24 protein-coding genes are annotated in these 23,592 nt (G+C 66.3%); 16 read left to right on the top strand and 8 right to left on the bottom strand.

The genetic code is table 11. The features are described 5' to 3' along the window. Nucleotides 1-174: 174 nt before the first annotated feature. The gene (locus QX128_RS06470) at nucleotides 175-711 is read right to left on the bottom strand and encodes a hypothetical protein (RefSeq protein WP_315802157.1); all 537 of its coding nucleotides are present in this window, start codon (nucleotides 709-711) and stop codon (nucleotides 175-177) included. A gap of 1 nt (nucleotide 712) precedes the next feature. Further along, a complete protein-coding gene (locus QX128_RS06465; protein ID WP_315802156.1) occupies nucleotides 713-1,438 on the bottom strand; it encodes a hypothetical protein in 726 nt (241 codons plus the stop codon). 253 nt (nucleotides 1,439-1,691) lie between these two features. Here QX128_RS06465 and QX128_RS06460 point away from each other — a divergent pair, with 253 nt between their 5' ends. From QX128_RS06460 to QX128_RS06450, 3 genes are all read left to right on the top strand, one after another. Next, nucleotides 1,692-3,389: a SulP family inorganic anion transporter gene (locus QX128_RS06460; protein WP_316236970.1), complete on the top strand. Its 1,698-nt coding sequence runs from the start codon at nucleotides 1,692-1,694 to the stop codon at nucleotides 3,387-3,389. Between the two features lie 194 nt (nucleotides 3,390-3,583). Further along, the gene (locus tag QX128_RS06455) at nucleotides 3,584-3,814 is read left to right on the top strand and encodes a hypothetical protein (protein WP_315802154.1); all 231 of its coding nucleotides are present in this window, start codon (nucleotides 3,584-3,586) and stop codon (nucleotides 3,812-3,814) included. Between the two features lie 267 nt (nucleotides 3,815-4,081). Next, the gene (locus tag QX128_RS06450) at nucleotides 4,082-4,354 is read left to right on the top strand and encodes a GCG_CRPN prefix-to-repeats domain-containing protein (RefSeq protein WP_315802153.1); all 273 of its coding nucleotides are present in this window, start codon (nucleotides 4,082-4,084) and stop codon (nucleotides 4,352-4,354) included. A 164-nt stretch (nucleotides 4,355-4,518) separates the two neighbouring features. Here QX128_RS06450 and QX128_RS06445 read toward each other — a convergent pair whose 3' ends face one another. Continuing rightward, nucleotides 4,519-5,937, bottom strand: a complete 1,419-nt coding sequence (locus QX128_RS06445) for an FAD-binding oxidoreductase (RefSeq protein WP_316217705.1) — start codon at nucleotides 5,935-5,937, stop codon at nucleotides 4,519-4,521. A 72-nt stretch (nucleotides 5,938-6,009) separates the two neighbouring features. On the opposite strand from QX128_RS06445, the gene QX128_RS06440 reads away from it, so the two are divergent. After that, on the top strand, nucleotides 6,010-6,516 hold the full coding sequence (locus tag QX128_RS06440; protein ID WP_316181756.1) for a thioesterase family protein: 507 nt from the start codon (nucleotides 6,010-6,012) through the stop codon (nucleotides 6,514-6,516). Nucleotides 6,517-6,553: 37 nt separating this feature from the next. On the opposite strand, the gene QX128_RS06435 is transcribed toward QX128_RS06440, so the two are convergent. Next, entirely contained in the window at nucleotides 6,554-7,771 is a 1,218-nt protein-coding gene (locus QX128_RS06435; protein ID WP_316181754.1) for an alpha/beta hydrolase, read from the bottom strand. Between the two features lie 282 nt (nucleotides 7,772-8,053). Then, nucleotides 8,054-9,553, bottom strand: a complete 1,500-nt coding sequence (locus tag QX128_RS06430) for an amidase (protein WP_316236969.1) — start codon at nucleotides 9,551-9,553, stop codon at nucleotides 8,054-8,056. A 260-nt stretch (nucleotides 9,554-9,813) separates the two neighbouring features. On the opposite strand from QX128_RS06430, the gene QX128_RS06425 reads away from it, so the two are divergent. Genes QX128_RS06425 through QX128_RS06410 form a run of 4 tightly spaced genes read left to right on the top strand, consistent with a single transcriptional unit; the run spans nucleotide 9,814 to nucleotide 12,891 of the window. Next, a complete protein-coding gene (locus QX128_RS06425; protein WP_316181753.1) occupies nucleotides 9,814-10,653 on the top strand; it encodes a roadblock/LC7 domain-containing protein in 840 nt (279 codons plus the stop codon). Between the two features lie 60 nt (nucleotides 10,654-10,713). Beyond that, a complete protein-coding gene (locus QX128_RS06420; RefSeq protein WP_316217709.1) occupies nucleotides 10,714-11,475 on the top strand; it encodes an MBL fold metallo-hydrolase in 762 nt (253 codons plus the stop codon). A gap of 1 nt (nucleotide 11,476) precedes the next feature. Further along, a complete protein-coding gene (locus QX128_RS06415) occupies nucleotides 11,477-12,250 on the top strand; it encodes an OmpA family protein (RefSeq protein WP_316236968.1) in 774 nt (257 codons plus the stop codon). After that, complete coding sequence (locus tag QX128_RS06410) at nucleotides 12,247-12,891, top strand: hypothetical protein (RefSeq protein ID WP_315713402.1); 645 nt, start codon at nucleotides 12,247-12,249, stop codon at nucleotides 12,889-12,891. Before QX128_RS06415 ends, QX128_RS06410 begins: the two co-directional genes overlap by 4 nt. Nucleotides 12,892-12,974: 83 nt before the next feature. On the opposite strand, the gene QX128_RS06405 is transcribed toward QX128_RS06410, so the two are convergent. Then, nucleotides 12,975-13,148 carry a DUF1328 domain-containing protein gene (locus tag QX128_RS06405; RefSeq protein ID WP_315802178.1) on the bottom strand — a complete coding sequence of 58 codons (174 nt, stop codon included), beginning with the start codon at nucleotides 13,146-13,148 and terminating at the stop codon, nucleotides 12,975-12,977. 291 nt (nucleotides 13,149-13,439) lie between these two features. Here QX128_RS06405 and QX128_RS06400 point away from each other — a divergent pair, with 291 nt between their 5' ends. The 6 genes from QX128_RS06400 to QX128_RS06375 all read left to right on the top strand — a co-directional run bounded on the left by QX128_RS06400 (nucleotide 13,440) and on the right by QX128_RS06375 (nucleotide 19,696). Continuing rightward, nucleotides 13,440-16,022, top strand: a complete 2,583-nt coding sequence (locus tag QX128_RS06400) for an ATP-dependent helicase (protein WP_316236967.1) — start codon at nucleotides 13,440-13,442, stop codon at nucleotides 16,020-16,022. Nucleotides 16,023-16,123: 101 nt separating this feature from the next. Further along, nucleotides 16,124-16,540 carry a hypothetical protein gene (locus QX128_RS06395; protein ID WP_315802144.1) on the top strand — a complete coding sequence of 139 codons (417 nt, stop codon included), beginning with the start codon at nucleotides 16,124-16,126 and terminating at the stop codon, nucleotides 16,538-16,540. Beyond that, complete coding sequence (locus QX128_RS06390) at nucleotides 16,540-17,211, top strand: OmpA family protein (protein WP_316236966.1); 672 nt, start codon at nucleotides 16,540-16,542, stop codon at nucleotides 17,209-17,211. Before QX128_RS06395 ends, QX128_RS06390 begins: the two co-directional genes overlap by 1 nt. A 242-nt stretch (nucleotides 17,212-17,453) precedes the next feature. Beyond that, entirely contained in the window at nucleotides 17,454-18,005 is a 552-nt protein-coding gene (locus QX128_RS06385) for an Mpo1-like protein (protein ID WP_315802142.1), read from the top strand. Continuing rightward, nucleotides 18,005-19,030, top strand: coding sequence for an NAD-dependent epimerase/dehydratase family protein (locus tag QX128_RS06380; protein ID WP_316236965.1), 1,026 nt, complete (start codon nucleotides 18,005-18,007; stop codon nucleotides 19,028-19,030). The genes QX128_RS06385 and QX128_RS06380 overlap by 1 nt, the downstream gene beginning before the upstream one ends. 42 nt (nucleotides 19,031-19,072) lie before the next feature. Continuing rightward, complete coding sequence (locus tag QX128_RS06375; RefSeq protein WP_315802140.1) at nucleotides 19,073-19,696, top strand: isoprenylcysteine carboxylmethyltransferase family protein; 624 nt, start codon at nucleotides 19,073-19,075, stop codon at nucleotides 19,694-19,696. Nucleotides 19,697-19,702: 6 nt separating this feature from the next. On the opposite strand, the gene QX128_RS06370 is transcribed toward QX128_RS06375, so the two are convergent. Next, the gene (locus QX128_RS06370; RefSeq protein ID WP_315802139.1) at nucleotides 19,703-20,749 is read right to left on the bottom strand and encodes an alpha/beta fold hydrolase; all 1,047 of its coding nucleotides are present in this window, start codon (nucleotides 20,747-20,749) and stop codon (nucleotides 19,703-19,705) included. Nucleotides 20,750-20,871: 122 nt separating this feature from the next. Then, a complete protein-coding gene (locus tag QX128_RS06365; RefSeq protein WP_316236964.1) occupies nucleotides 20,872-21,606 on the bottom strand; it encodes a hypothetical protein in 735 nt (244 codons plus the stop codon). Nucleotides 21,607-21,895: 289 nt separating this feature from the next. Here QX128_RS06365 and QX128_RS06360 point away from each other — a divergent pair, with 289 nt between their 5' ends. Both QX128_RS06360 and QX128_RS06355 read left to right on the top strand, forming a co-directional pair. Next, the gene (locus QX128_RS06360; protein WP_316236963.1) at nucleotides 21,896-22,816 is read left to right on the top strand and encodes an ABC transporter ATP-binding protein; all 921 of its coding nucleotides are present in this window, start codon (nucleotides 21,896-21,898) and stop codon (nucleotides 22,814-22,816) included. After that, nucleotides 22,813-23,574 carry an ABC transporter permease gene (locus tag QX128_RS06355; protein WP_316236962.1) on the top strand — a complete coding sequence of 254 codons (762 nt, stop codon included), beginning with the start codon at nucleotides 22,813-22,815 and terminating at the stop codon, nucleotides 23,572-23,574. Before QX128_RS06360 ends, QX128_RS06355 begins: the two co-directional genes overlap by 4 nt. Nucleotides 23,575-23,592 lie beyond the last annotated feature (18 nt).

Raw genomic sequence — 23,592 nt, 5'->3', positions numbered from 1 at the left:
ACGCCGTCCTTGGTGATGCGCGGCGCGCCGAACGACTTGTCGAGGACGACGTTGCGGCCCTTCGGACCGAGCGTGACCTTCACGGCATTGGCGAGAATGTCCACGCCGCGCAGCATGCGGTCGCGGGCTTCACCGGCGAATTTGATGTCCTTGGCTGCCATTCTCGACGACCTCCTAGGGCTTCAACATCGGCAGACTGATCGCTTTCTGCATATGCCTGATGTTGACGAGACGCAGCTTGGATATCTTGGTCAGGCAAGCCTGGTCGCTGACGACATCGACCCTGAGCCGGTCAGGATCGAAGCCTGCCAGGATCAGCCTGTCCTTGAACTCCATGGCACGATCGAGATCGCATTCCGGCTCCTGGTCGGAGGCCACGATGTAGATCTCGAATCCCAATATCGCGATTTTCTCCCTGTCCAGGCGGTTGCTGAACTCGACGAACTGGCCGTCGATGTAGCGCCTGTTCTCCGGCTTCAGGTATTTTGCGTCGATCAGACACCCGATGGTCTGCGACAGCGCTTCGTCCGGGATGGCTTCGTGCTTCTCGCACAAGATGGAGACGCTGAAATGCTTCGAATTGGAGTACTTCGACTGCATGATCTCCTTCTTGCAATCCTGCATCTGCCGCATCGGAACGCCGAAGGGGGACCAGGCACATGGCTGCTCGCCGTCGAGCGTGGCGAAATAGAGAGGAATGACTTCGCGCATCTTATCTAAGCCCCTGATTCAACACCGTCAGAGTTTCGACGAGCGACTCCTGACCTTGCGTCGCAGCCGCCATGAAGTCGGCATGGCTGGCCATCTTGCTGTAGGCAATGAAGGATCGGAGCTTCTTTTCCACCCCCCTGGGCAACCCCGGCTCGACAAGCTGCGAGGCGGCCTCCTTCAGCTCCTTGGCGAGCGACTCCACGTCTTCGACCAGCTCCGCCCGCTTCACCTTGAAATCCGTCTTTTGGACGTCCGTATCCTTGAGACGGCGGACATGGGCCTTTGCCCGTCGCCAGAGCACCCCGATTTTTCCGAGGTCCGGTCCGCCCGACTGCACGAGCCGGCCGATCAGCGACAGGGCGGCGAATGCTGATACGCTGGCCTGCATCAGCGCGGCGTTCATGTCCGATCTGGGCCAGGTTCCGAGCAAGCTCAGCACAGTGACCACCAAGACCGTGACGAGGCAGGGAATGATCGCCGCGACGACCGAGATGTAGTCCGCTCTTGCGGCGTTGATGCATACGACCAGGCACAGGAGCAAGACGACGACCGTGATGCGCGCTTCGTGCCCCGCGGCCTGCGTGCCGAGCGAGGTGAAAATATCGATGGCCTTGATTGCTCCGGTTGCGGCCACCAAGAACAGGAGCGCCATCAGCAGCGGCCCCACCAGCGCATGCTCGGGGCGATACGGAAACCAGATCAGCCGGTGGAAGACGACCTTGTACAATGGCGTATCCCGTCGTGAGACGAAGCCCTGTCTCGCAGGCTGCAGGCAATGGAGACCTCGGGGGCCTCAAATCGAGTATCCAAACCAATCCGAATTAGAGAATAATGATGCCAACTCCAACGTTCTTGCAAGTCCGTCCTGCCGTGCGGGCAATTGCACCTGCGCTGTTGCGCTGCCCGATCCAGCCGTGCCATCGAGGATGATCGGGCTGTGGCTCTGCCGCCTGCAGCGACGTCCGGAGACGTAGAAACTCATGACAGACCAGACTGCGGCCGGGCGTCCATGGACGCTGCTCCGCTCCCTGCAATCCTACCGGTTGAGCGCCCTGCCCGCCGATCTCGCCGCCGGACTGACGCTGGCGGCGATCGCGATCCCCGAGCAGATGGCGACCGCCAAGCTCGGCGGCTTCGCGCCCGAGATCGGCTTCTTCGCCTTCATGGCGGGATCGCTGGGATTTGCGCTGTTCGGCGCCAACCGCTTCCTGTCCTGCGGCGCCGATTCCACGATCACGCCGATCTTCGCCGGCGGCCTGGCGCTGCTTGCGGCTGGCGGCACGCCCGAATACGGCAGCTTGGCCGCGGCGCTGGCGCTGCTGGTCGGGGTCATGCTGGTGCTGGCCGGCGGCTTCAAGCTCGGCGGCATCGCCAACCTGCTGTCGGTGCCGGTCACCGTGGGCTTCCTCGCCGGCATTGCCGTGCATATCATCGTCTCACAATTGCCGGGCGTGCTCGGCCTGCCGTCACCGAGCGGGCCGACGCTGGCGCGGATCGCGACCCTCGCGGGCGAGCTCGGCAAGTCCAACGCATACACGATGCTCATCGGCTTCGGCGTGCTCGCGACCATCACGGTCTGCGAGCGGATCAGCGCCCGCATACCCGGCGCGCTGATCGCGCTGACGGCCGCGACCCTGTTCGTGATGTCGGCCGGGCTGCAGGGCGGTGGCGTGCCCGTCATCGGCGAGATCGCCGGCACGGTGCCGATGCCGTCCGTGCCGCTGATCGGACCGGAACAATGGGCGAAGCTGGTCCCCCTCGCCTTCCTGATCGCCGTCGTGGTGATGGTGCAGACCTCGGCGACGACGCGCTCGTTCCCCTCCGATCCCGACCGGCCGGCCGACGTCGACCGCGACTTCCTCGGCGCCGGCGCCGGCAGCCTGCTGGCCGGATTGTTCGGCGCCTTTCCCGTCAATGCCAGTCCGCCGCGCACCGGCATCGTGGTCGAGACCGGCGGCCGGTCGCAGGTCGCGGGCCTGCTCGCCGCCGCAATCGTGCTGCTGCTCGTGCTGTTCGGCGCGCGGCTGCTTGCGAATGTGCCGGAGGCGGCGCTCGGCGGCGTGCTGCTGTTCGTCGCGCTGCGCATCATCCGCGTCGCGCAGATCACGAACGTCTATCGTGCGTCGAAGGGCGAGTTCCTGCTCATCCTGGCCACCGCGGTGGCCATCGTCGCGCTGCCGATCGAGCAGGGCGTCGCGATCGGCATCGCGCTGTCGCTGCTGCACGGCATCTGGAGCACGACGCGCGCCCACCTCATCGCCTTCGAACGCGTGCCGGACACGACGATCTGGTGGCCGGCGCATCCGCAGATCAGAGGCGAGGAGCTGTCCGACATCGCCGTGGTCGGCTTCCAGGCTCCGCTCAGCTTCCTCAATGCGGCGACGTTCCGCGCCGACATGCAGCGCCTGCTGCGCAGCCGCAAGCCGCGGCTGGTGGTGTTCGAGGCCAGTGCCATCGTCGAGATCGATTTCACCGCCGCGCAGACCCTGCGCGACATGATCCATATCTGCAACGAGGCCGGCATCGTGTTCGCGGTGGCGCGGCTGGAGTCGCTGCGGGCCCAGGCGGCCTTCGAACGGTTCGGCCTGTACGACGTGCTGCCGCGGGAGCGTGTGTTCCACAGCGTCGATCACGCGCTGCAGAAGCTGCGCGGCAGTGCCTCGGATATGCACGCTTGAGGGAATGGCGGCACGAGCACCGCCGTGGTCGACGACGTCTCCGGGACCAAGCGGACGCTTGCGCGCGGTGACCTCGTGATACAAACCGTTACACGTTGCGGCGACGCTCGACATATGCCTGCTAAATTGATCGGCGAGACAGCAGCCTCACAAGGCCCGGCGCGTCGGCCGCGGCAAGAGAGGAATCATCGATCATGCACAAGCTGTTTCCGCTGCTGTTGATAGTCATCTTCAGCGCTGCCGCCCAGGCTCAGGACAGGAGCGCGATGCGCCAGGCGTGCGGCGACGACGTGCGCACGCTTTGTACGGGAATCATGCCGGGCGGCGGCCGCATCAAGCAATGCATGATCGAGAAGTTCGATAAGCTCTCCGACGGCTGCAAGACGGCGCTGAAGGACGCGAAGGCGCAGCCGGGCGGCAAATGATGCCGGCTGCGACGAAAGCCGGCGGCAGACGTCGCTCGTCGTTCATGTTCCTTGCAGCGAATGTCTGCTAGAATATCCTAAGATGGCGACGATGCCGTAGCGATGCGCTCCATGATCAGCAGAGCTGCATCGCGCGATCGGTGTCGTGGAGGTCTCTATGGTACTAGGAAGAGGTTTCGCGGCGTCGAAAAAATTGCGAAACCAAATCCTGTCCGAGGACGTCTAAGGACTGCACTGCTTCGAAACCAACGAGAGGACCGCACTGCAATGCGCAATCTGTTCACCTCCGCCCTGCTCGCCGCGACCGTCATGCTGGGCGCGTCGGCCGCGCAGGCCTTCACGCTGCCGGCCCAGCCGGCTGCTCCGGACGGCAATGTCGAGCGCGTCGCCGGCGGCTGCGGTCCCGGCTGGTTCCCCGACCGTTGGGGCCGTTGCCGGCCCGCCCCGCGCGTCTATCGCCCCTATGGTTATGGCGGCTTCGGCCCGCGCACCTGCTGGGTCCGGCCGACCCCGTGGGGGCCGCGCCGCGTCTGTCGTTGATCTGCACGGAAACAAAGCGCAACGCGGCGGCGTTTTTATGTAATGCTCTGCTGAAGAAGTGATCTCGTAGCTGTCGCCGCGCCGACAGTGCGCTCCCTCTCCCCGTAAGAACGGGGAGAGGGAGCGCAGCGTGATCGAGGAGAGAGTTGAGGCCTGATGCGGCTTCAGGCCGGGATGATCTTGCCGGGGTTGAAGATGTTGTGCGGATCGAGCGCGGCCTTCACCGCGCGCATCGCGTCCAGCGCTTCCTCGCCGAGCTCGGACTTGAGGTATTTCTGCTTGCCCTGGCCGATGCCGTGCTCGCCGGTGCAGGTGCCGTCCATGGCCTGGGCGCGCTCGACCAGGCGGTGCATGAACTCGTCGCCGCGCGCCATCTCGTCGGCATCGTCGACGTCGCACATCAAGGAGCAGTGGAAGTTGCCGTCGCCGACATGGCCGACGATCGGCGAGGTCAGCCGCAGACGCGCGAGATCCTCCTCGGTCTCGGTGACGCAGTCCGCCAGCCGCGAGATCGGCACGCAGACATCGGTCGCGACCACGCCGACGCCGGGCCGGATCGCCTTCACCGACCAATAGGCGTCGTGACGCGCCTGCCACAGCTTGGTGCGGTCCTCCGGCTTGGTGGTCCAGGCGAAGTCGCCGCCGCCGCACTCCCTGGCGATCTCGGCAAAGTTCTTCGACTGCTCGGCGACCTCGGCCTCACTGCCATGAAATTCGAGGAGCAGCAGCGGCGTCTCCGGCAGGGTCAGCTTGGAATAGGCGTTGCAGGCCTTCACCTGCGCCGCATTGAGCAGCTCGATGCGCGCCATCGGAATGCCGGTCTGAATCGCGAGGATCGTCGCCTGGCAGGCGCCGCGCACCGTCTCGAACGAGCACGACGCCGCCGCGATGGTCTCGGGAATGCCGCGCAGACGGATCGTCATCTCGCAGATGATGCCGAGCGTGCCCTCGGCGCCGATGAACAGGTGCGTCAAATCGTAGCCGGCCGCGGACTTCTTGGCACGGGTGCCGGTCTTGATGATCTCGCCGTCGCCGCGCACCACCTTCAGCGCCAGCACGTTCTCGCGGATGGTACCGTAGCGCACCGCATTGGTGCCGGAGGCCCGGGTCGAGGCCATGCCGCCGAGCGAAGCGTCGGCACCGGGATCGATCGGGAAGAACAGGCCCTGGTCGCGCAGATATTCGTTGAGGGTCTTGCGGGTGATGCCGGGCTGGATCACGCAGTCGAGGTCCTCGGCATGCACCTCCAGCACCTTGTTCATGTCGCGCATGTCGATGCAGATGCCGCCCGCGGGGGCGTTGACCTGGCCCTCCAGCGAGGTGCCGGTGCCGAACGGAATGATCGGCACGCCTCGGGGGGCGCAGATGCGGACGACGTCCTGGATGTCGGCGGTCTCCTGCGCCAGCACCACGCCATCCGGCGGCTGCGTCGGCAGCCAGGTCGTGGTATGGCCATGCTGCTCGCGCACGGCCTGCGAGGTGATGAGCCGGTTGCCGAAGCGGGCTGCGAGCGCGTCGAGCGCGCTTTTCAGCGCCTCCGGCGCGGGCCGCTTCAAATCGTGATGGGGGATCGTCGTCGCCACTGCTTCCTCCGAAAGTTGGGCGGACCGTGGCAAAGGACGCATCAGGGGTCAAGGGAGCAAACGGAAGAGCCGATGAGCGATAATGCAGTGCCCACGACGCAAGAGGCCGGGCCGTTCCTGTCACAGGTCATGCAGATCGAGCCGCAATGGATCGACTACAACGGCCATCTCAACATGGCCTACTACAACGTGATGTTCGACCGCGCGATCGACCAGATCTGGGCCGAGCTCGGTATCGGCCCCGCCTATATGAAGGAGCGCCAGGGCTCGACCTTCACCGCCGAATGCCACGTGCGCTATCTGCGCGAGATCCATCTCGGCGATCCCGTCCAGGTCGCGGTCTGGCTGATCGCGGCCGACGAGAAGCGGCTGCACACCTTCGAGGAGCTGCGCCATGCCGAGGAAGGCTGGGTCTCGGCGACCTCGGAGAACATGTCGGTGCACATCGACATGACCAAGCGCAAGGTCGCGCCGTTTCCGCCGGACATCCAGGCCAACATCGCCCGCGTGCTGCAGGCGCATGCCGCGCTGCCGCAGCCCGACGGGCTCGGCCGCGCCATCGGCATGCCGCGCAAGTAGGACCAGCGGGCCATGCGGGCGCGCCGGCGTCCCGCGCTCAGCTCCCGCCGGCCGCCCTCTTCTTCGCAGCACCTGACTTGGCGACGCGCGCCTTCGCGGCGCGCGGCTTGGGACTGGTGGCCCTGACCGCCAAGCGGGCCTGCGGCCGGATGCGGTAGCGCCCCGACCCGGCCGGATCGCGGTTGCCGACCTGGTTCTGCGGCACGCCGCTCAGGACCTGGACGATGTCGTCACGGACGACCGGAAAGATGCGATAATACTGGTGCTCCTGCGGGTCCTGCGCGAACGACGTGACGTCAGAGCAATCCACCGCGGTGACCTTGTCGCTGATGCTGCCCATGTTGTCGGGGCCGTCATTGCCGAGCCGCGGACCGTTGAATTTCGTGCCCGCGCTCAGCGTGTTCAGCACCCAATCCTTGGTCGAGTGATAGACCGTGACGCTGCTCGCGGTGCGCGGCAGATATTTCAGCTTCGCCGGGTCGTCGAACGCATCCGCGTCCTCGTCGGCTGCCGCGAGCACGATCTTGTCGAACGTCCTGCGCAGTCCGGTCAGCGCCGGCTGCGTGCCGTCCATCCGCACCATCGCCGGCACGCTGCCAGCCATGGCCGCGCCGGCCGCGGGATCCGGCATCTGCATCAAGGCCTGCAGCGCGCCGCGCAGGACATAGACGCCCATGCTGTGACAGATGAGATGAATGCTCTGGTTGCAGCGCTCGCTCTCCGGCAGCCCGTCGACGAAATCATAGAGACGCCGCAGCGTGCGTGCCACGGCCGGGCCGGATGCCGCCGCCGTCTTGCGATCGTGCTGGTAGTCCACAAAGGGCAGCGGCACGCCGACCGGCGAGGCCACCGACGGCCAACTGAACACGAACATGTTGGCGTCGATCCCGTAGAACGCCGATATCCACCCGGCGCGTTCGATCGAGTCGACGAAGCTGTTGCTGAAGCCGTGAATGAACGCGATCGTCGGCCGCGCCTTCGCCAGCATGTCGGTACGCAGGGCGCCGAAGATCGTATTGCTGCCGAGGACGGCTCGGGAGCCTTGCGGAAAGATCAGTTGCTCGTCCTCGACATGAAGCGATCCAGGCACCAGGCCATAGCTCGATGCCTGCAGATCGACGGCGATCTCGGCCCGGCCATACCTGATGTTCAAGCCGTTGACGGGACCGAGCTCGGAGCTGAACCCGGTAATCTGATTCGTGCCTTCAGCCGTGATCGGTTGCCTGTTGGTCGCGAAATAGACCGTGACGTTCATGATCCCGCCCTTTGAGAATATCGCCAGCAAGCATGGCACGGCACCGGACGAGCGGATCGTCGGAAGCGGCGCGAAATGGCTTCCGCACCACGGCAGTCACGCGCGATGGGCCGGATCCGAACAACGTCGCCGTCTGAACAACGTCGCCGAACCGGCGCGGCTTCCGCAACCGCGCTCCACCTCAGATAGAACACCACAAACAGCGCGCACGCAATCGCGATGGATGCGCACGGCGTCTTGCGACGCACGACCGCGCTGCGCAAACCGGCCCATCTCGTCTGGTCAGCCCTGCATCACCCAGTCGGGCAAGCGCGCGAACCAGGGCTGCGCCTGCTCGAGCTGGCGGGCGAGCTGCAACAGTCTCGTCTCGTCGCCGAGCCGGCCTGTGAACTGCACGCCGAGCGGCAGGCCGTCGGCGGTCCAGTGCAGCGGCACGCTCATCGCCGGCGTTCCCGTCAGATTGGCGAGCTGCGTGAACGGGACATATTGCAGGCTGTCGCGGGCGATCTTGTCGATCATGCCGTCGAGCAGGCCCCAGCGCGTCAGCAGCCCGAGCAGGCCGATGCGGTCGAGCATGTCGAGCAGGGTCTGTTCGGCCGTGCTCGGATCGCCCTCGCCGTGCCGGATCGGAGGGTGTGCGAGCGTCGGTGTCAGCAGCAGGTCGTAGCGCGCATGGAAGCGCGCGAGCGCGCGAGCGAACTCGTTCCATTTGAGCAGCTGCGTCGTCAGCGCGCCGGCCGAGATCGCGCCGCCCAGCGTCGACAGCACCCGCGTCAGCAGCTCGAACTCCTCGCGCCTGGCGCCCTTGCCGCGCGCGTCGGCGACCAGCGCCGCGACCTGGCCGAAATAGATGTGCAGGAACGAGGTCGCGAGCGCGGCGCCGTCGATGTCGGGGGTGGCCTCCTCGACCTCGTGACCGAGGCCCCGCAGCAGCTTCACGGCGTTGTCGACCGCAAGCTTCGCCTCGGCATGCACCTCGGTCCCGATCGGCGACGCCGCCGTGTAGCCGATGCGCAGGCGGCCGGGATCGCGGGCGACCGCATTGGCATAGACCACGCCGGGCTCGGCGGTGAGAAAGGGATCGCCGGGCTCGCTGCCCGCGATGACGTCGAGCGCGAGCGCGGTGTCGCGAACGCTGCGCGACAGCACGCCCTCGCTCGAGGCGCCGAACCAATACTCACCGAAGCCCGGGCCCGACGAGATCAGGCCGCGCGACGGCTTCAGCCCGAACAGGCCGCAGCAGGCGGCGGGAATGCGGATCGAGCCGCCGCCATCATTGCCGGCGGCCATCGGCACGACGCCCGAGGCGACCGCCGCCGCAGCACCGCCGCTGGAGCCACCCGGCGTATGCGCGGGATTCCAGGGGTTGCCGACGCGGCCAAAAGCGCGGGAGTCGCTGACGCCCTTCAGCGCGAGCTCCGGCAGGTTGGTCTTGCCGAAGATCACCAGGCCGGCTTCGAGATACCGCCTGACGACCGAGGCATGCTCGGCGGCGGCGAAGCCGGACAGCGCCTTGCTGCCATAGGCCGTGGGCAGGCCCGCATAGTCCTGGGCACAATCCTTGATCAGGAACGGTACGCCGGTGAGCGGGCCGGTGGCGGGCTTGGCAAGCTGCGCACGGGCCTCGCCCTCCATAAGCCTGCAGACGGCGTTGGTCCGCGGCTGGGCCCGCTCGTTCTGTACCAGCGCGAGCTGCAGCAGCTCGGCCGCATGGGTCTCGCCGTCCTTCACCGCGGCGGCAAGCGCCGTTGCATCTCGCTGCACATAGTCCCCGAAGTTCACGCCGCCCTCCCCGCACCGCAATCGTTGCCGTGATCGTAGCTGATTCTGGCTGCAACCGAGGCGCAGTTGCGCCGAACGCGGCGTCAATGCGGCCCCATCGGGGCGATCACGGCGACATGATGATCAACCCCGGTCGGAACGAGGGCCGGATTGCGCAGCTTGGTCCCGATTTTAGTTAATTTGATTCAGATCATTCGTCGCGTCTCTTGTGCCGACCTAACCTTACGCATCGTTAGTTGCGTAGAGTTGACGAGAGAGCGATGGGACGCCTCGCAAGCCTGCTGAGCCGAGCGCACGGTCCGCATGAGGATGCGGCGGCCCTGCCCGTGACCACCGCCGACTACTTCATCCTGTTGTCGCGCGCGATGGAGAACCTGCCGGATTCCTCCCCCGAACGCCGAGCCGAAGTCTACCAGTCGGCCCGCCAGGCGCTCGTGACCCAGTTGCAGGCGATGGATCCGCCGGTCTCGCGATCACGCATCAAGGCCGAGCAGCGCGCGCTCGACGACGCGGTTGATACGATCGAGACGCGCGCGCTGACGACACCGGACGGCAGTCCGGAACAGACGATGACGCTGGTCCCGGATGACCCGCTGTATCCCTCCGCCGTTACTGCACAGATCGACATTCCCGCCGTTTCCGTTTCAACAGCTCAAGATGATGACCAGGACCCCGCCATGGCTCAAAGTCAGTTTCATTCCAAGTTTGCCCCGCGCGCCGTCGAGGAGAAGCCGATGTCACGACTCGATGAAATCAACCGCGTCCTGCGCAAGCTGCAGAGCGACTCGTTCGGGGTCGAGGCCTGCGCGCTGATCTCGGAGGACGGGCTGATGATCGCGAGCGTGCTCGCGGCTGACATGGAGGAGACGCGGGTCGCCGGCATGACCGCGACCTTGCTGTCGCTGGGCGGCCGGGCCGCCATGGAGCTCGGCCGCAGCCATCTGCAGGAGGTCATCATCCGCGGCGAGTCCGGCTACGCCGTGCTGGTCAGCGCCGGCCGCGGCGCGCTGCTGCTCGCGCTCACCAACGAGAACAGCAAGCTGGGCTTAACCTTCTTCGACATGCGCGAAGCCGTCCGGTCGCTGCAGAAGGTGCTCTAGCGCATCGTCGTCAATGAGCCGGCGCGCGGCGATCGCGCGGCGCCGGCGGGGAGTCATTTCATGGCCAATACCGTCCTCTATGACGACGGCGTTCACAAGAACATCCTGTTGGAGGATTTCGGCGCCGGCGACCTCGCGGTGCAGGCGAACCAGCATCTGATCATCCACGACCGCGTCGGCATGCTGCTCGATCCGGGCGGCCACAAGGTCTATTCCAGGGTGCTCAGCGAGACCTTCAGCGAGCTCGCGGGCGGGCGGCTGAAATATCTGTTCCTGTCGCACCAGGATCCCGACATCGTCGCAGCGATCAACGGCTGGCTGATGACGACCGACGCCGACGCCTACATCTCGGAGCTGTGGACCCGCTTCGTGCCGCATTTCGGCTTCGACCACATCGTCGCCGACCGGCTGAAGCCGATCCCCGACGAAGGCATGGTGTTCGATCTCGCCGGCAGCAGGCTGTACGCGCTGCCGGCGCACTTTCTGCACAGCGAGGGCAATTTCCAGCTCTACGATCCGATCTCGAAGATCCTCTACAGCGGCGACCTCGGCGCTTCGATCGGCGTCGACTACACCGTCGTGCGCGACTTCAAGGCGCATACGCGCTTCATGGAAGGCTTTCACCGCCGCTACATGGTCTCCAACCGCGTCATGAAGGCGTGGGCGCAGATGGTGAGCACGCTCGACATCGAGATCATCGCCCCGCAGCACGGCGCGCTGTTTCCGGATGCTGCAATGTCGCGCCAGTTCATTGCCTGGTGCGCGGGGCTCGAATGCGGCATCGACCTGATCACGCCGAAGTTCAAGGTGCCCGTGGGCTGAGATGCTGGCGCCCTCCCCGAACTCCGTTCCGCCCTCGCCCGCGATGCGCGTCGATGCGTGCACCGTGGCCGGCGAGGAGGCGCCGATCTGGCTTGCCGCGGCCTTCGCCGTCGCCGGCACCCTGATCGCCGTCATGTCGGCAGCGCTCTGGCGGCAAGGCATCGCCGCGCCGCCGGTTGCGACGGCCGCGAGTCCGGTGGCGGCCGTGCCGCAGCGCGACGACCGCGTTTCCAACGTTGCCGACGCGGCGCCCAGGCAGCGGGAGGCGCGGACCGTCGAGCCGGCTCCGGTGGTCGCGCCGCCGATGCCGCCCGCGATCGCCCCCGTCGTGATCGCGCCACCGGCTCCGCCGGTCGTTCCCGCAGCGATCCCTGAGCCCCAGAGCCCCGCGAAGCCCCCCGCCGAGTGCTTCGCCCCGCTGGCGGTCGGCTTCGAGCGCGGCAGCGCGCGACCCAACCCTGCCGACATGAAGCGGTCGCTGGCGATCCTGCAACGCGCGCTCGCGCGGCACGGCGATGCGACCATCATCATCGAGGGCCATACCGATGCCAGCGGCACCGAGGATCTGAACGTGCTGTTGAGCTATTCGCGCGCCAAGGAGATCGCGGCCCAATTGAAGCGCGAGGGTCTCCCGGCGCAGCGGATGTCGGTGCGCGCGGCCGGCGCCGGCGAGGCACGTGGCGATGCCCTGGCGGTCGCGGGCGACCGCAAGGCCGTGCTGCGCATTGCGGGCGTCGACGATTGCAGTCAACTCACAGCGACGAAGCGACCATGACGATCTATGCCATCGTGAGCGGCCTCGGCGCCGCCATTCTGCTGTTGACCTCGGGCTATCTGTTCGGCGCCCGCCAGGGCGCGCTGTCCCGCGAGCTGCTGCGGCGCCAGGTACAGATGCAGGCGGCCAGCCTCGACCAGTTGCAGGAGCAGAGCAGCCACGACGCCATCGAGCGCGAGACCAGCCTGCGCAGCGCGATCGAGGACGTGCTGGCGCCGCTGGTCGAGCGCGAGCGCATCTCGCTCGATCTCGCGCAGCTCGCGAGCCGGCCGGGCCGGCGCCGCGAGCTGGTGCCGCTGCTCGACCGCATCGCCGAGGTCGGCCGCTTCCAGACCGTGCTGCTCACCAACGAAGAAGGCCTGCCGCTCGCGGCCAATACGACCGCCCACCGCACCGAGCAGCTTGCGGCGGCGGCGACCCGACTTGCGCTGGTGGCGGAGAAGATCGCCGACGAGACCCACATCGCGCCGTTGTCGGTGATGCTGCGCGACGCCTCCGAGGCGACGACGCTGTGCCGGATCTTCCGCGTGCAGGACCAGACGCTCACTCTGACCGCGCTCTCCAACGATACGCGCCTCGCCTCCGTGGCGCTCGATCCGGCGCTCGCCAAGGTGCAGGTCGCGCTGACGGCGCCGGCCTGACACCTCCTCAAAACGCAAAGAGCGCAGCACCTCTTGCGAGGCACTGCGCCCTTCGCCGACCTCATTGTCAGGGATGAGGCCGACTACACGCGGCTGCGGCCGCGGGCGAGGCCCACGACGGCCGAAACCAGAAACAGCACGACGGCGATGAAGAAGATGATCTTGGCGATCTCGATGGAGGCACCGGCGACGCCGCCGAAGCCGAGAATGCCGGCGATCAATGCGATAACCAGGAAGGTGACAACCCAGCCTAACATGACACGACCTCTGTCTCTCGATTGCGGTTCAAAGCGACGCGGAGCTTGCGCCGTTGCCAGAACAATCGTGGCTTGGAACAAAGGTTCCGGCCGCGCGGGCCGGTAAAAATTCGCGATTTGCCGGAACAAAAGCCCGCCGAGGCTGGAGCGGCGTTCGTCTACCCCGATTTAGGGCTGTAAAACGCCGCCGCCGGCCCCATATAGCCGTCAATCCCTGCTATGAGGGCTCCTTCCTGCAGACCTCGTGATGCCGTCGTATGATGCCATCCGAGGGACGAGACTGATTCGCTGATGACCGAGCCCAACCGCGTGAGCCCTTTTCCTGCGCCCGACCACCAGCCCGTTGCCGGCGGCATTGCCGCGCGCGCCCGCGCCGCCGCGACCGGTGGTGCACGCTATCTGGCGGGTCTCAATCCGGAGCAGCGCGAGGCGGTCGAGACGCTCGATGGCCCGGTGCTGGTGCTCGCCGGCGCAGGCACCGGCAAGACTCGCGTGCTGACCACGCGCATCGCGCATATTCTGAGCCAGGGGCGCGCCCGGCCGAGTGAGATTCTGTCGGTGACCTTCACCAACAAGGCCGCGCGCGAGATGAAGACGCGGCTGGCCGAGATGCTCGGACAGGCGGTCGAGGGCATGCCGTGGCTCGGCACCTTCCACTCGATCTCCGGCCGCATCCTGCGCAGCCATGCCGAGCTGGTGCAGCTCAAGTCCAATTTCACCGTGCTCGACGTCGATGATCAGATCCGCCTTCTCAAGCAGTTGCTGCAGGCCGAGAACATCGACGACAAGCGCTGGCCGGCGCGCATGCTGGCCGGGCTGATCGACGGCTGGAAGAATCGCGGCCTGGCGCCGTCCCAGGTGCCCTCGGGCGAGGCCGCGGTGTTCGCCAACGGCAAGGGCGGCAAGCTCTATGCGAGCTATCAGGAACGGCTGAAGATCCTCAACGCCGCCGATTTCGGCGACCTGCTGCTGGAGAGCATCCGGCTGTTCCGCGAGAACCCGGACGTGCTCAGGCAATATCAGAGTCGCTTCAAGTTCATCCTGGTCGACGAGTATCAGGACACCAACGTGGCGCAATATCTCTGGCTGCGGCTGCTGTCGCAGGCGCCCTCGTCCTCCGGCTCGTCATTGCCGGGCTCGACCCGGCAATCCATCACGTCTTCGGAAGAAGATGGATCACCGGGTCTCGACGCCGCGCGTCGGCCCGGTGATGACGACAGAAGTGTTGCCGCGCCTAGCTCGGCCCCCGCCCTCAAGAACATCTGCTGCGTCGGCGACGACGATCAGTCGATCTACGGCTGGCGCGGCGCCGAGGTCGACAACATCCTGCGCTTCGAGCACGACTTTCCCGGCGCCAAGGTCATCCGCCTCGAGCGCAACTACCGCTCCACGGGGCACATCCTCGCCGCCGCCTCGCATCTGATCACGCACAACGAAGGCCGGCTCGGCAAGACCTTGCACACCGAGGACGTCGAGGGCGAGAAGGTCACCGTCACCGGCGCCTGGGATTCGGAAGAGGAAGCGCGCGGCATCGGTGAGGAGATCGAGGAGCTGCAGCGCAAGGGCGAGCATCTCAACGACATCGCGATCCTGGTGCGCGCGTCCTACCAGATGCGCGAGTTCGAGGACCGCTTCGTCACGCTCGGCCTGCCCTATCGCGTCATCGGCGGTCCGCGCTTCTACGAGCGCGCCGAGATTCGCGACGCGCTGGCCTATCTGCGCGTCATCAACTCGCCGGCCGACGATCTCGCCTTCGAGCGCATCGTCAACGTGCCGAAGCGCGGGCTCGGCGATGCCACCGTGCAGATGCTGCACGACCACGCCCGCAAGCGCCGCATCCCGCTGTTCGAGGCGGCGCGCGCGGTGGTCGAGACCGACGAGCTGAAGCCGAAGGCACGCGGCTCGCTGCGCGGGCTGATCCTGCAGTTCGAGCGCTGGCGCGCCCAGCGCGAGGTGACGCCACATACCGAGCTCGCCGAGATCGTGCTCGACGAGAGCGGCTACACCGAGATGTGGCAGAAGGACCGCTCGGCCGATGCCGCCGGCCGCCTCGACAACCTCAAGGAGCTCGTCCGCTCGATGGAGGAGTTCGAGAACCTGCACGGCTTCCTCGAGCACATCTCGCTGGTGATGGACCGCGAGGGCGCAGCCGACGAGGAAGCGGTGTCGCTGATGACGTTGCACTCGGCCAAGGGGCTGGAGTTCGACAACGTGTTCCTGCCGGGCTGGGAGGAAGGCCTGTTCCCGAGCCAGCGCACGCTCGACGAACAGGGCCGCGCCGGGCTGGAAGAGGAGCGCCGCCTCGCCCATGTCGGCCTGACCCGCGCACGGCGTCGCGCCAAGATTTATTTCGCCACCAACCGCCGCATCCACGGCACCTGGACCACGACCATTCCGTCGCGCTTTCTCGACGAGCTGCCCGCGGCGAGCGTCGAGATCACCGAATCGAAGGGCGGCTCGGGCTGGGGCGGTGCTGGCGGCTACGGTCCGTCGCGCTTCGACAACGTCGAATCGTTCGGATCGAGCTATTCCACGCCGGGCTGGCAGCGCGCACAGGCGCGTCGGCCGGGCGCGGCACGCGGTTCGTCGGAGAGCGGCTTCAAGGAAGAGCCGTCGCCGTTCTCGGGCCGTGATCCGTTCGGCAGCGGCTTCGGCGGTAATTTCGGCCGCGGCAAGCGCGGACCGATGACCATCGAGGGCGAGCTGGTGGCGAAATCCACCGGCACGACGTCGGAATTCGCCCTCGACGACCGCGTCTTCCATCAGAAGTTCGGCTATGGCCGCGTCGTCAAGATCGACGGCAACAAGCTGACCATCGCGTTCGACAAGGCCGGCGAAAAGCACGTCGTCGACAGCTTCGTGCAGCGGGCGTGACCCGGCGGCCACGCCGCCTTTGCCGCGCGGCGCAATCGAGCTTCACACTTCGCCTTGGTTAGGCCTTGACCATGGCAGCGTGCATCGTATGAGATGCAATCATGGTCCGAGGATACATTCTGTTGAGTGTTGCGGTCGCGCTGTGTGTGCCCTCGCTGGCGGCGGCGCAGACGATGAGCTTTGGCGATTCCGCGGGGCTGATCGCCTCGAGCTGCGGCGCAGACATCACCGCCAATTGCCGCGGCGTCAACCTCGACTCCAACCGCCTCAAGGAATGCCTCTCGCGCAACCAGGACGTGGTCTCCGCGCAGTGCAAGGCGACCTATTTCAAGGCGTTCGAGGCGATCCAGAAGCGCATCGCGGCGCGGGTCACGGTCGCCAATGCCTGCCAGCGCGAGATCGTCAAGCTGTGCGGCGGCTCCACGAAGGAAACGAGCAAATCGATCCCGTGCCTGTTGACGGCCAATGGCGTGAGCGCGCGGTGTCAGCAGGCGATGGGCGAAGCGGGGTATCGCTGATGCGGCGGACCGCGAGATCACTGCTGTCGGGGCTGATCGCTGCTTCGCTGGTGGCCGCGAGCGCGCCCGCGTGGTCGCAGGAGCTGAGTCGCGAGGACATCGTGCGCCAGCTCGGCCGCTTCGAAACCGCGCCTGCGCTGGATCTTCCGGCGCTGAAGCAGCAGACGCAGGAGCGTTCCAGGTCGCGCGGGCGCAACGAGCCGCCGCCGCAGAAGCGCCCGCCGATCGCGCCGGAGCTGGTGAATCTGCCGGCCTTCAACGTCGACATCCAGTTCGACGTGGACACGCCGATCGTGCGTCCGGAATCCTACCAGACCGTCGGGCGGATCGCCGATGCGATGGTGTATTCCGACCTGCTGCCCTACACCTTCCTGATCGTCGGCCATGTCGAAGCCAACGGCAAGCGCGAGTCCAACGTCATCCTGAGCCAGCGCCGCGCCGACGCGATCCGCGACATCCTGGCAAACACCTTCAAGATCTCGGTCAAGCGGCTGCAATCGATCGGACTTGGCGAGGAGCAGTTGCTCGACCCGTCCAAGCCGGCCGCCGCCGTCAATCAGCAGATCCAGATCATCCCGATCGCAAAAACCGTCGAAGAGGCCGCAGCGCCGCCTTCGCCCCCTGCTCCGACGACGCCCGGCAAGCAGGGCCCCCGCAAGCATCGCAATTGATGCAATTGGGACCCGCGCGCAGGCCATGAACCCGGAGCGCTGCGGGCGCGACTGTTGTTTCAGCAGGTGCCGATGCGCTCTTCCCGACAGGCGCGAATGGAACCGGTTTTCAAGTCGGGTTGCGCGCTCGTGCGGATGGGCCGCGATTGCCGGGTTTGTCGATGCAGCCGCTTGATGGTATAGCCCCCTCTTTGCGGCCGTCGATTGAGCGGCGGTGGATCTCATTGACGAGCGAGCCAGCCATGAACGCCATGTTCCGACGCCAGATGGTCGACTACGTCGAATATCATCGCGATCCGCGCAACGGCCTGATGCATGTGTTCGGGATCATCCTGTTGTTCCTGGGCGCCGTGCTGCCGCTGAGCTTGTGGCATTTCGACGCGTTCGGCATCCGGATCGGCCTCGGCGCCGTGCTGGCGCTGCCCGTCCTGCTCTACTGGCTGCTGCTCGATGCCGCACTCGGGGCCGGCATCCTGGCCTTCGCGGTGCTGTTCCTTGCTGCGGCCATGATGATCGCCGATCACGTCCATGGTGTCGCCTTCTGGGCGCTGTTTGCCGCGCTCATCATCTTCGGCTTCGTCTCGCAGGCCGTGGGCCACAAGGTGTTCGAGCGCAACAATCCATCTCTGCTGGATCATCCGGCGCATCTCTTTCTCGGTCCGATGTTCGTGATGGCGAAATTGTACATGGCGTTGGGTCTGCGGCCTTCGGTGGCCGACCTCATCGCGCCGAATTGGTCGCCGGATCGGCTTGCATCGGACCGGCTTCAAGGCGATCAGCACTCGCGTCCCTAATGAAAATCCTCGTCACCGGCGGCAGCGGTTTCATCGGCCATCACCTCGTCTCTGCGCTCGTGACGCGGGGCGCCGAGGTGCGTGTGCTCGATATTCGCTGCCCCAGCCACATGATCGCTGACGTCGAGTACATCGAAGGCTCGGTGCTCGATGCGGGCCTGGTGAAGCAGGCGGTCGCCGGCGTCGATCAGGTCTATCATCTCGCCGGACTGCCCGGCATGTGGATGCCTGACCGCGAGGACTTCTATCGCGTCAACTGCATCGGCACGGAAACGGTGCTGGCGGCCGCACGCGCCGACCGGGTGCGCCGGTTCCTGCACTGCTCGACCGAATCCATCCTGTTCGACTATCCCCGCTCGACCGGTGCCGCATCGGCGCCAACAGCACCGCCGGCCGAGGCGATGCCCGGGGCCTATACGCGCTCCAAGGCGCTGGCCGAGGCGCGCGCCATGACAGCCGCCGCGGAGGGCTTCCCCGTCGTGGTGGGCACGCCGACGATGCCGATCGGGCCGCATGACAGCAATCTGACACCGCCGTCGCAGATGCTGCGGCATTTCCTGGACAGCCGGGTCCAGCTCTATCTCGACTTCATCGTCAACCTGGTCGACGTTCGCGACGTCGCGGCGGGCCTGATCCTGGCGATGGAGCGCGGCAAGGTCGGCGGTCGCTACGTGTTCGGCGGCGAGAGCCTGCGCCTCAGCCGTATCCTCGATCTCATGGCGGCGATCAGCGGCCGCAAGCATGTCGCAGTCGCCGTGCCCGGCCGGCTGGCCGAGCTGTCGGCGGGAATGCTGGAGTTCGTCTCCGATCACCTCACCAAGCGCTGCCCGTCCGGCACCGCCGAGGGGGTGCGGATCGCCCGCGCGGCCTCGGATCTGTCGATCGACAGGGCCAAGCGCGAGCTCGGCTACGTCCCGCGCCCGATCGAGCCGACCTTGCGCGAGACCATCGCCTTCCTGCTCGATTCCGAGCCGGGAAAGCGGCTCGACGGTAAACAACACCCTTTTCGCACTGCGGCCGAATAGCTAAGAGCAGCCGGTCCCACGTCCCATAACGGTTTTGCAGACATGTCCGGCGATGCCAGCCCCATCTCGTCAGTTGCGTTCAGCGGCTGGACCACCACTTGGCCCACCTCGCTGCTGGCCATCATCTGGCTGATCTGGCTCGCGAGCTGGGTCGGCGCCTCATTCTGGTCGGGGCAGACCCGCAAGCATGTGACGGTGATCAAGACCAGCCGCTATCACGCGCTGATCGTGCTCGGCGGCATCCTGTTCACGCCGTGGACCTCGCGCCTGCTCGGCGAGAAGCCGTTCTGGACTCCCGGCGAGACCGGCGTCTACCTGCTGACCGTGGTGACCCTGGCCGGCATCGCCTTCACCTGGTGGGCGCGCATCCATCTCGGCCGCTTCTGGTCCAACGCGATCACCCACAAGGAAGGCCACAAGGTCATCGACACCGGCCCCTACGGCATGGTCCGTCACCCGATCTATACCGGGCTGATCCTCGGCATGATCGCCACCGGCATCGCGGTGGGCACGGTGACCGCCGTGCTCGGCGCCGTCCTGATCTCGCTCGGGATGGCCTGGAAGGCGAAGATGGAAGAGGTCTTCCTCGCTCAGGAGCTCGGGCCGGATTACGTCACCTACCGGCAGCGCGTGCCGATGATCATTCCGTTCCTGCCGCCGGGCTAAGGCCGCTCAGCGCCTGGCCTGGGCTGCCGAAGGCGGCTGCGGCGCCTGGTTTGCCGCCTGCGGCAACAGGTGGCGCGGCAGGATGATGCGCTGGCCCGGGACCAACGGCTGGGTGGCGAGGCCACGGTTGGATTGCTGGAGCGCCCAGAGCGGCACGTGATAATTGGCGGCGATCTGGTCCAGGGTCTCGCCTGGCCGCACCGCCAGAGCAGTGCCGCTGTCCCACAGCTCCACGGAGGCTGTCGGCGGCACCAGGTAGCGCAGCGGCACCGGATCCGCGTCGGCGGTGGCCGAGGTCTGCGACAACTGGCTGATCATGGTGACCAGCTGGGCGTGCACATCCTCCATCTTGTCGATGTTGATGTGCGTGACCTCGTCATGATCCTTCATGTCGAAGCTGGCGTAGTGACCGCGAAAGCCGGGCTCCGGCTTGACGTCGCCGCCGCCGAGAATGTTGTCGGACAGGAACAGGTTGATGAAGCGCTGCACGTTGGACGGCACGCTCTTGGTCGCATGCGCCGGATCGACGGTCACGACGAGGGCGACCGGGATGTTCTGCTCCTGCAGCGTGATCGCGATGCGCACGCTGCACAGCCCGCCCATCGAATGGCCGATCAGCACGATCGGGCCCGGCTCCTGGCGGTAATTCTTGGCCACCTGGAGCGCGATCAGGTCGCACAGCGTGAATTCATAGACACTGGCCCGGTAGCCGGCCGCCTCGATCTTTTCGGCCAGACGATCCATCCCGGTCGAGAACAGCGGCCCGAGCGCGCCGCGGAACAGGTACACCCGCGGCGGCGGCAGCGGCTGGCTGATCTCGGGCGGCGCAGCGGGTACGGCGCGGATCGCCGCGGGGGTTACTGCCGGGGATGCCTTCGCGGATCTGGTCGGCGCGGGGGCGGAAGCAGCGCCGGGCTGGGCGGCCTGCGAGATGCTCGGCGCCGCAAGTCCGGCGAGGAAAGGTGCGGCGAGGAGGATCGCAAGCCGTCTCCTGCCGGCAGCCGCCTTGGCTGGACCGAGCCACCGTCTCGCGATTCGCGCCACGCTGGTCATTCGCGCTCCCGGGAAAGCTCACAAGCTCAGATCGAGCAGGGTCTCATCTCCCCCCTGCCATACCGCTTGTCGCCACTGAATGGGAGCATTTTGGGGCGCGCGCCCCGTGGCGCGGTCGCCGATTACCGGTAGCCGGCGACGTTCGCAGCGCGCTGCGGGGCGGCCATGCGGGTCGGCGGCGCCGCCGCCGGGCGGCCCCGACCGCCGAACACCACGCCATCGATGGCACCGATCACCTTCTGCTGCATGATCTGGTTCTTTTCGATGGTGACGTGACCGACACCGGGAACCGATTGGACGTCGACATTCTCGAGCTTGCCGTGGAAGCCGTCGTCGCGGCGCACCGGCTCGCCGGCGCCGCTGGCGATGTAGAAATTGATGTAGCGCTCGGCGTTGCCGCCGACGAGCTTGGTCTTGAACACGGAGTCCAGACCGATCGCGAGCTTCACGGGCACGCCAAGTTGGCCGAGCTTGTTGATCATGTCCGGCAGCGCGGTCGCGCCCGAGGAATGGCCCACCAGGATGATGGTCTTGATCCGGCCCGCACGATAGGCGGCCGCCGCCTCGTCGGCGAGCGACGACCACGACACGAAATTGGCGACCGTGTTCGGAATGCCCTGCGAATCCAGCTTGGCGGCGATGTCGTCGAGCCCGAGCGAGAAGATGTTGAGCACGCCGCGCAGCAGATAGACATGCGTGGTGCTGGCGGTGGTTGCGGCCGCTGGGCTCGGTGCCGCCCTGGCCGATCCGGTGCCGAGCGGCAGAGCCAGCGCAACGGCCAGGGCCACCATGCCAAAGCAGCGCGCAGACAGGCTGCGCTTGAAGGTGGGTCGAACGGTACTGGCGCGTGGCGTCATCGGTCCTTCTCCAAGGCGGAAATGTCGAGACGGCGCGACCGTACCCGAGATGCTCGCGGACGCAACATCGTCGGACATCGTGAGCCGGCGTTCCTCCCCAGCCGTGGCTGAGCGGCAACACTCAGCCATGTCGGCCACGGAAAAGCCCAACAAGCGACACGATCGAGGGCCGCGCACATGATTGCGCGAACGCATCCCCGTTCCTATCTGAGCGCTTCGCCCGCGCCTGCGCCCCCTCCCCCGCGCAGCTCCCCGCTCTTTTCGAATCCCTCGCATCGAATCCCCCGTGATGGCTCCCGTCATTTCCGTTACCGGCCTGTCGAAGACCTATTCCTCGGGCTTCACCTCGCTCAACAATGTCGATCTCGCGATCGAGCGAGGCGAGATCTTCGCGCTGCTCGGGCCCAACGGCGCCGGCAAGACGACGCTGATCAGCATCATCTGCGGCATCGTCAATGCGTCCAAAGGCAAGGTCGCTGTCGGCGGCCACGACATCAACCGCGACTACCGCGCCGCGCGGGCGCTGATCGGGCTGGTGCCGCAGGAGCTGCACACCGATTCGTTCGAGACCGTATGGGCCACGGTCAGCTTCAGCCGGGGGCTGTTCGGCAAGCCGAAGAACCCGGCCCTGATCGAGAAGATCCTCAAGGACCTGTCGCTCTGGGACAAGAAGGACGCCAAGATCATCACGCTGTCCGGCGGCATGAAGCGCCGCGTGATGATTGCGAAAGCGCTGTCGCATGAGCCGCAGGTGCTGTTCCTGGATGAGCCGACCGCGGGCGTCGACGTCGAGCTGCGCAAGGGCATGTGGGACGTCGTGCGCGAGCTGAAGGCCGCCGGCGTCACCATCATTCTCACCACGCACTACATCGAGGAGGCCGAGGAGATGGCCGATCGCGTCGGCGTCATCAACAAGGGCGAGATCGTGCTGGTCGAGGACAAGGCCAAGCTGATGGCGAAGCTCGGCCGGAAGCGGCTGAGCCTGCATCTCCAGCACCGGATCGAGACCATCCCCGAGACGCTCGCGCCCTATCATCTGGCGCTGTCGGAGGACGGCTGGCGGCTCGCCTATGACTACGATACCAAGGGCGAGCGCACCGGAATCACCAGCCTGCTCGGCGATCTCAGGGCCGCCGGCATCCGCTTCGTCGATCTCGAGACCAAGCAATCATCCCTTGAAGACATCTTCGTGAGCCTGGTGCGGCAATGAATTTTCGCGCGGTCGCCGCAATCTACAAGTTCGAAATGGCGCGCACCTGGCGCACGCTGCTGCAGAGCATCGTGTCGCCCGTCGTGTCCACGTCGCTCTACTTCGTCGTGTTCGGCGCCGCGATCGGCTCGCGCATCAGCCAGGTCGAGGGCGTCAGCTACGGCACCTTCATCGTGCCCGGCCTCGTGATGCTGTCGGTGCTGACCCAGAGCATCTCCAACGCCTCATTCGGGATCTACTTCCCGAAGTTCATCGGCACGATCTACGAGATCCTCTCCGCGCCGATCTCGCATTTCGAGATCGTGCTCGGCTATGTCGGCGCAGCCGCGACGAAATCCATCATTCTCGGGCTGATCATCCTCGCCACCGCGGGGCTGTTCGTGCCTTTGCACGTCCAGCACCCGGTGTGGATGCTGTCGTTCCTGGTGCTGACGGCCGTGACCTTCAGCCTGTTCGGCTTCATCATCGGCATCTGGGCCGACGGCTTCGAGAAGCTGCAGATGGTCCCGATGCTGGTGGTGACGCCGCTGACATTCCTCGGCGGCAGCTTTTACTCGGTCAACATGCTGCCGCCCACCTGGCATTCGATCGCGCTGCTCAACCCGGTTGTCTACCTGATCTCCGGCTTTCGCTGGAGCTTCTACGAGATCGCCGACGTCAGGGTGGAAGTCAGCGTCGGCGTGACGCTGCTGTTCCTGGCGATCTGCATGGCGATCATCTGGTGGATCTTCAAGACGGGCTACCGGCTCAAGCATTGAGCCGGCGCTTCAGCTCGG

The organism is Bradyrhizobium sp. SZCCHNR1015 (assembly GCF_032489875.1).
Taxonomy (GTDB): Bacteria; Pseudomonadota; Alphaproteobacteria; order Rhizobiales; family Xanthobacteraceae; genus Bradyrhizobium.
This window is presented reverse-complemented; position numbering and strand designations above follow the sequence as displayed.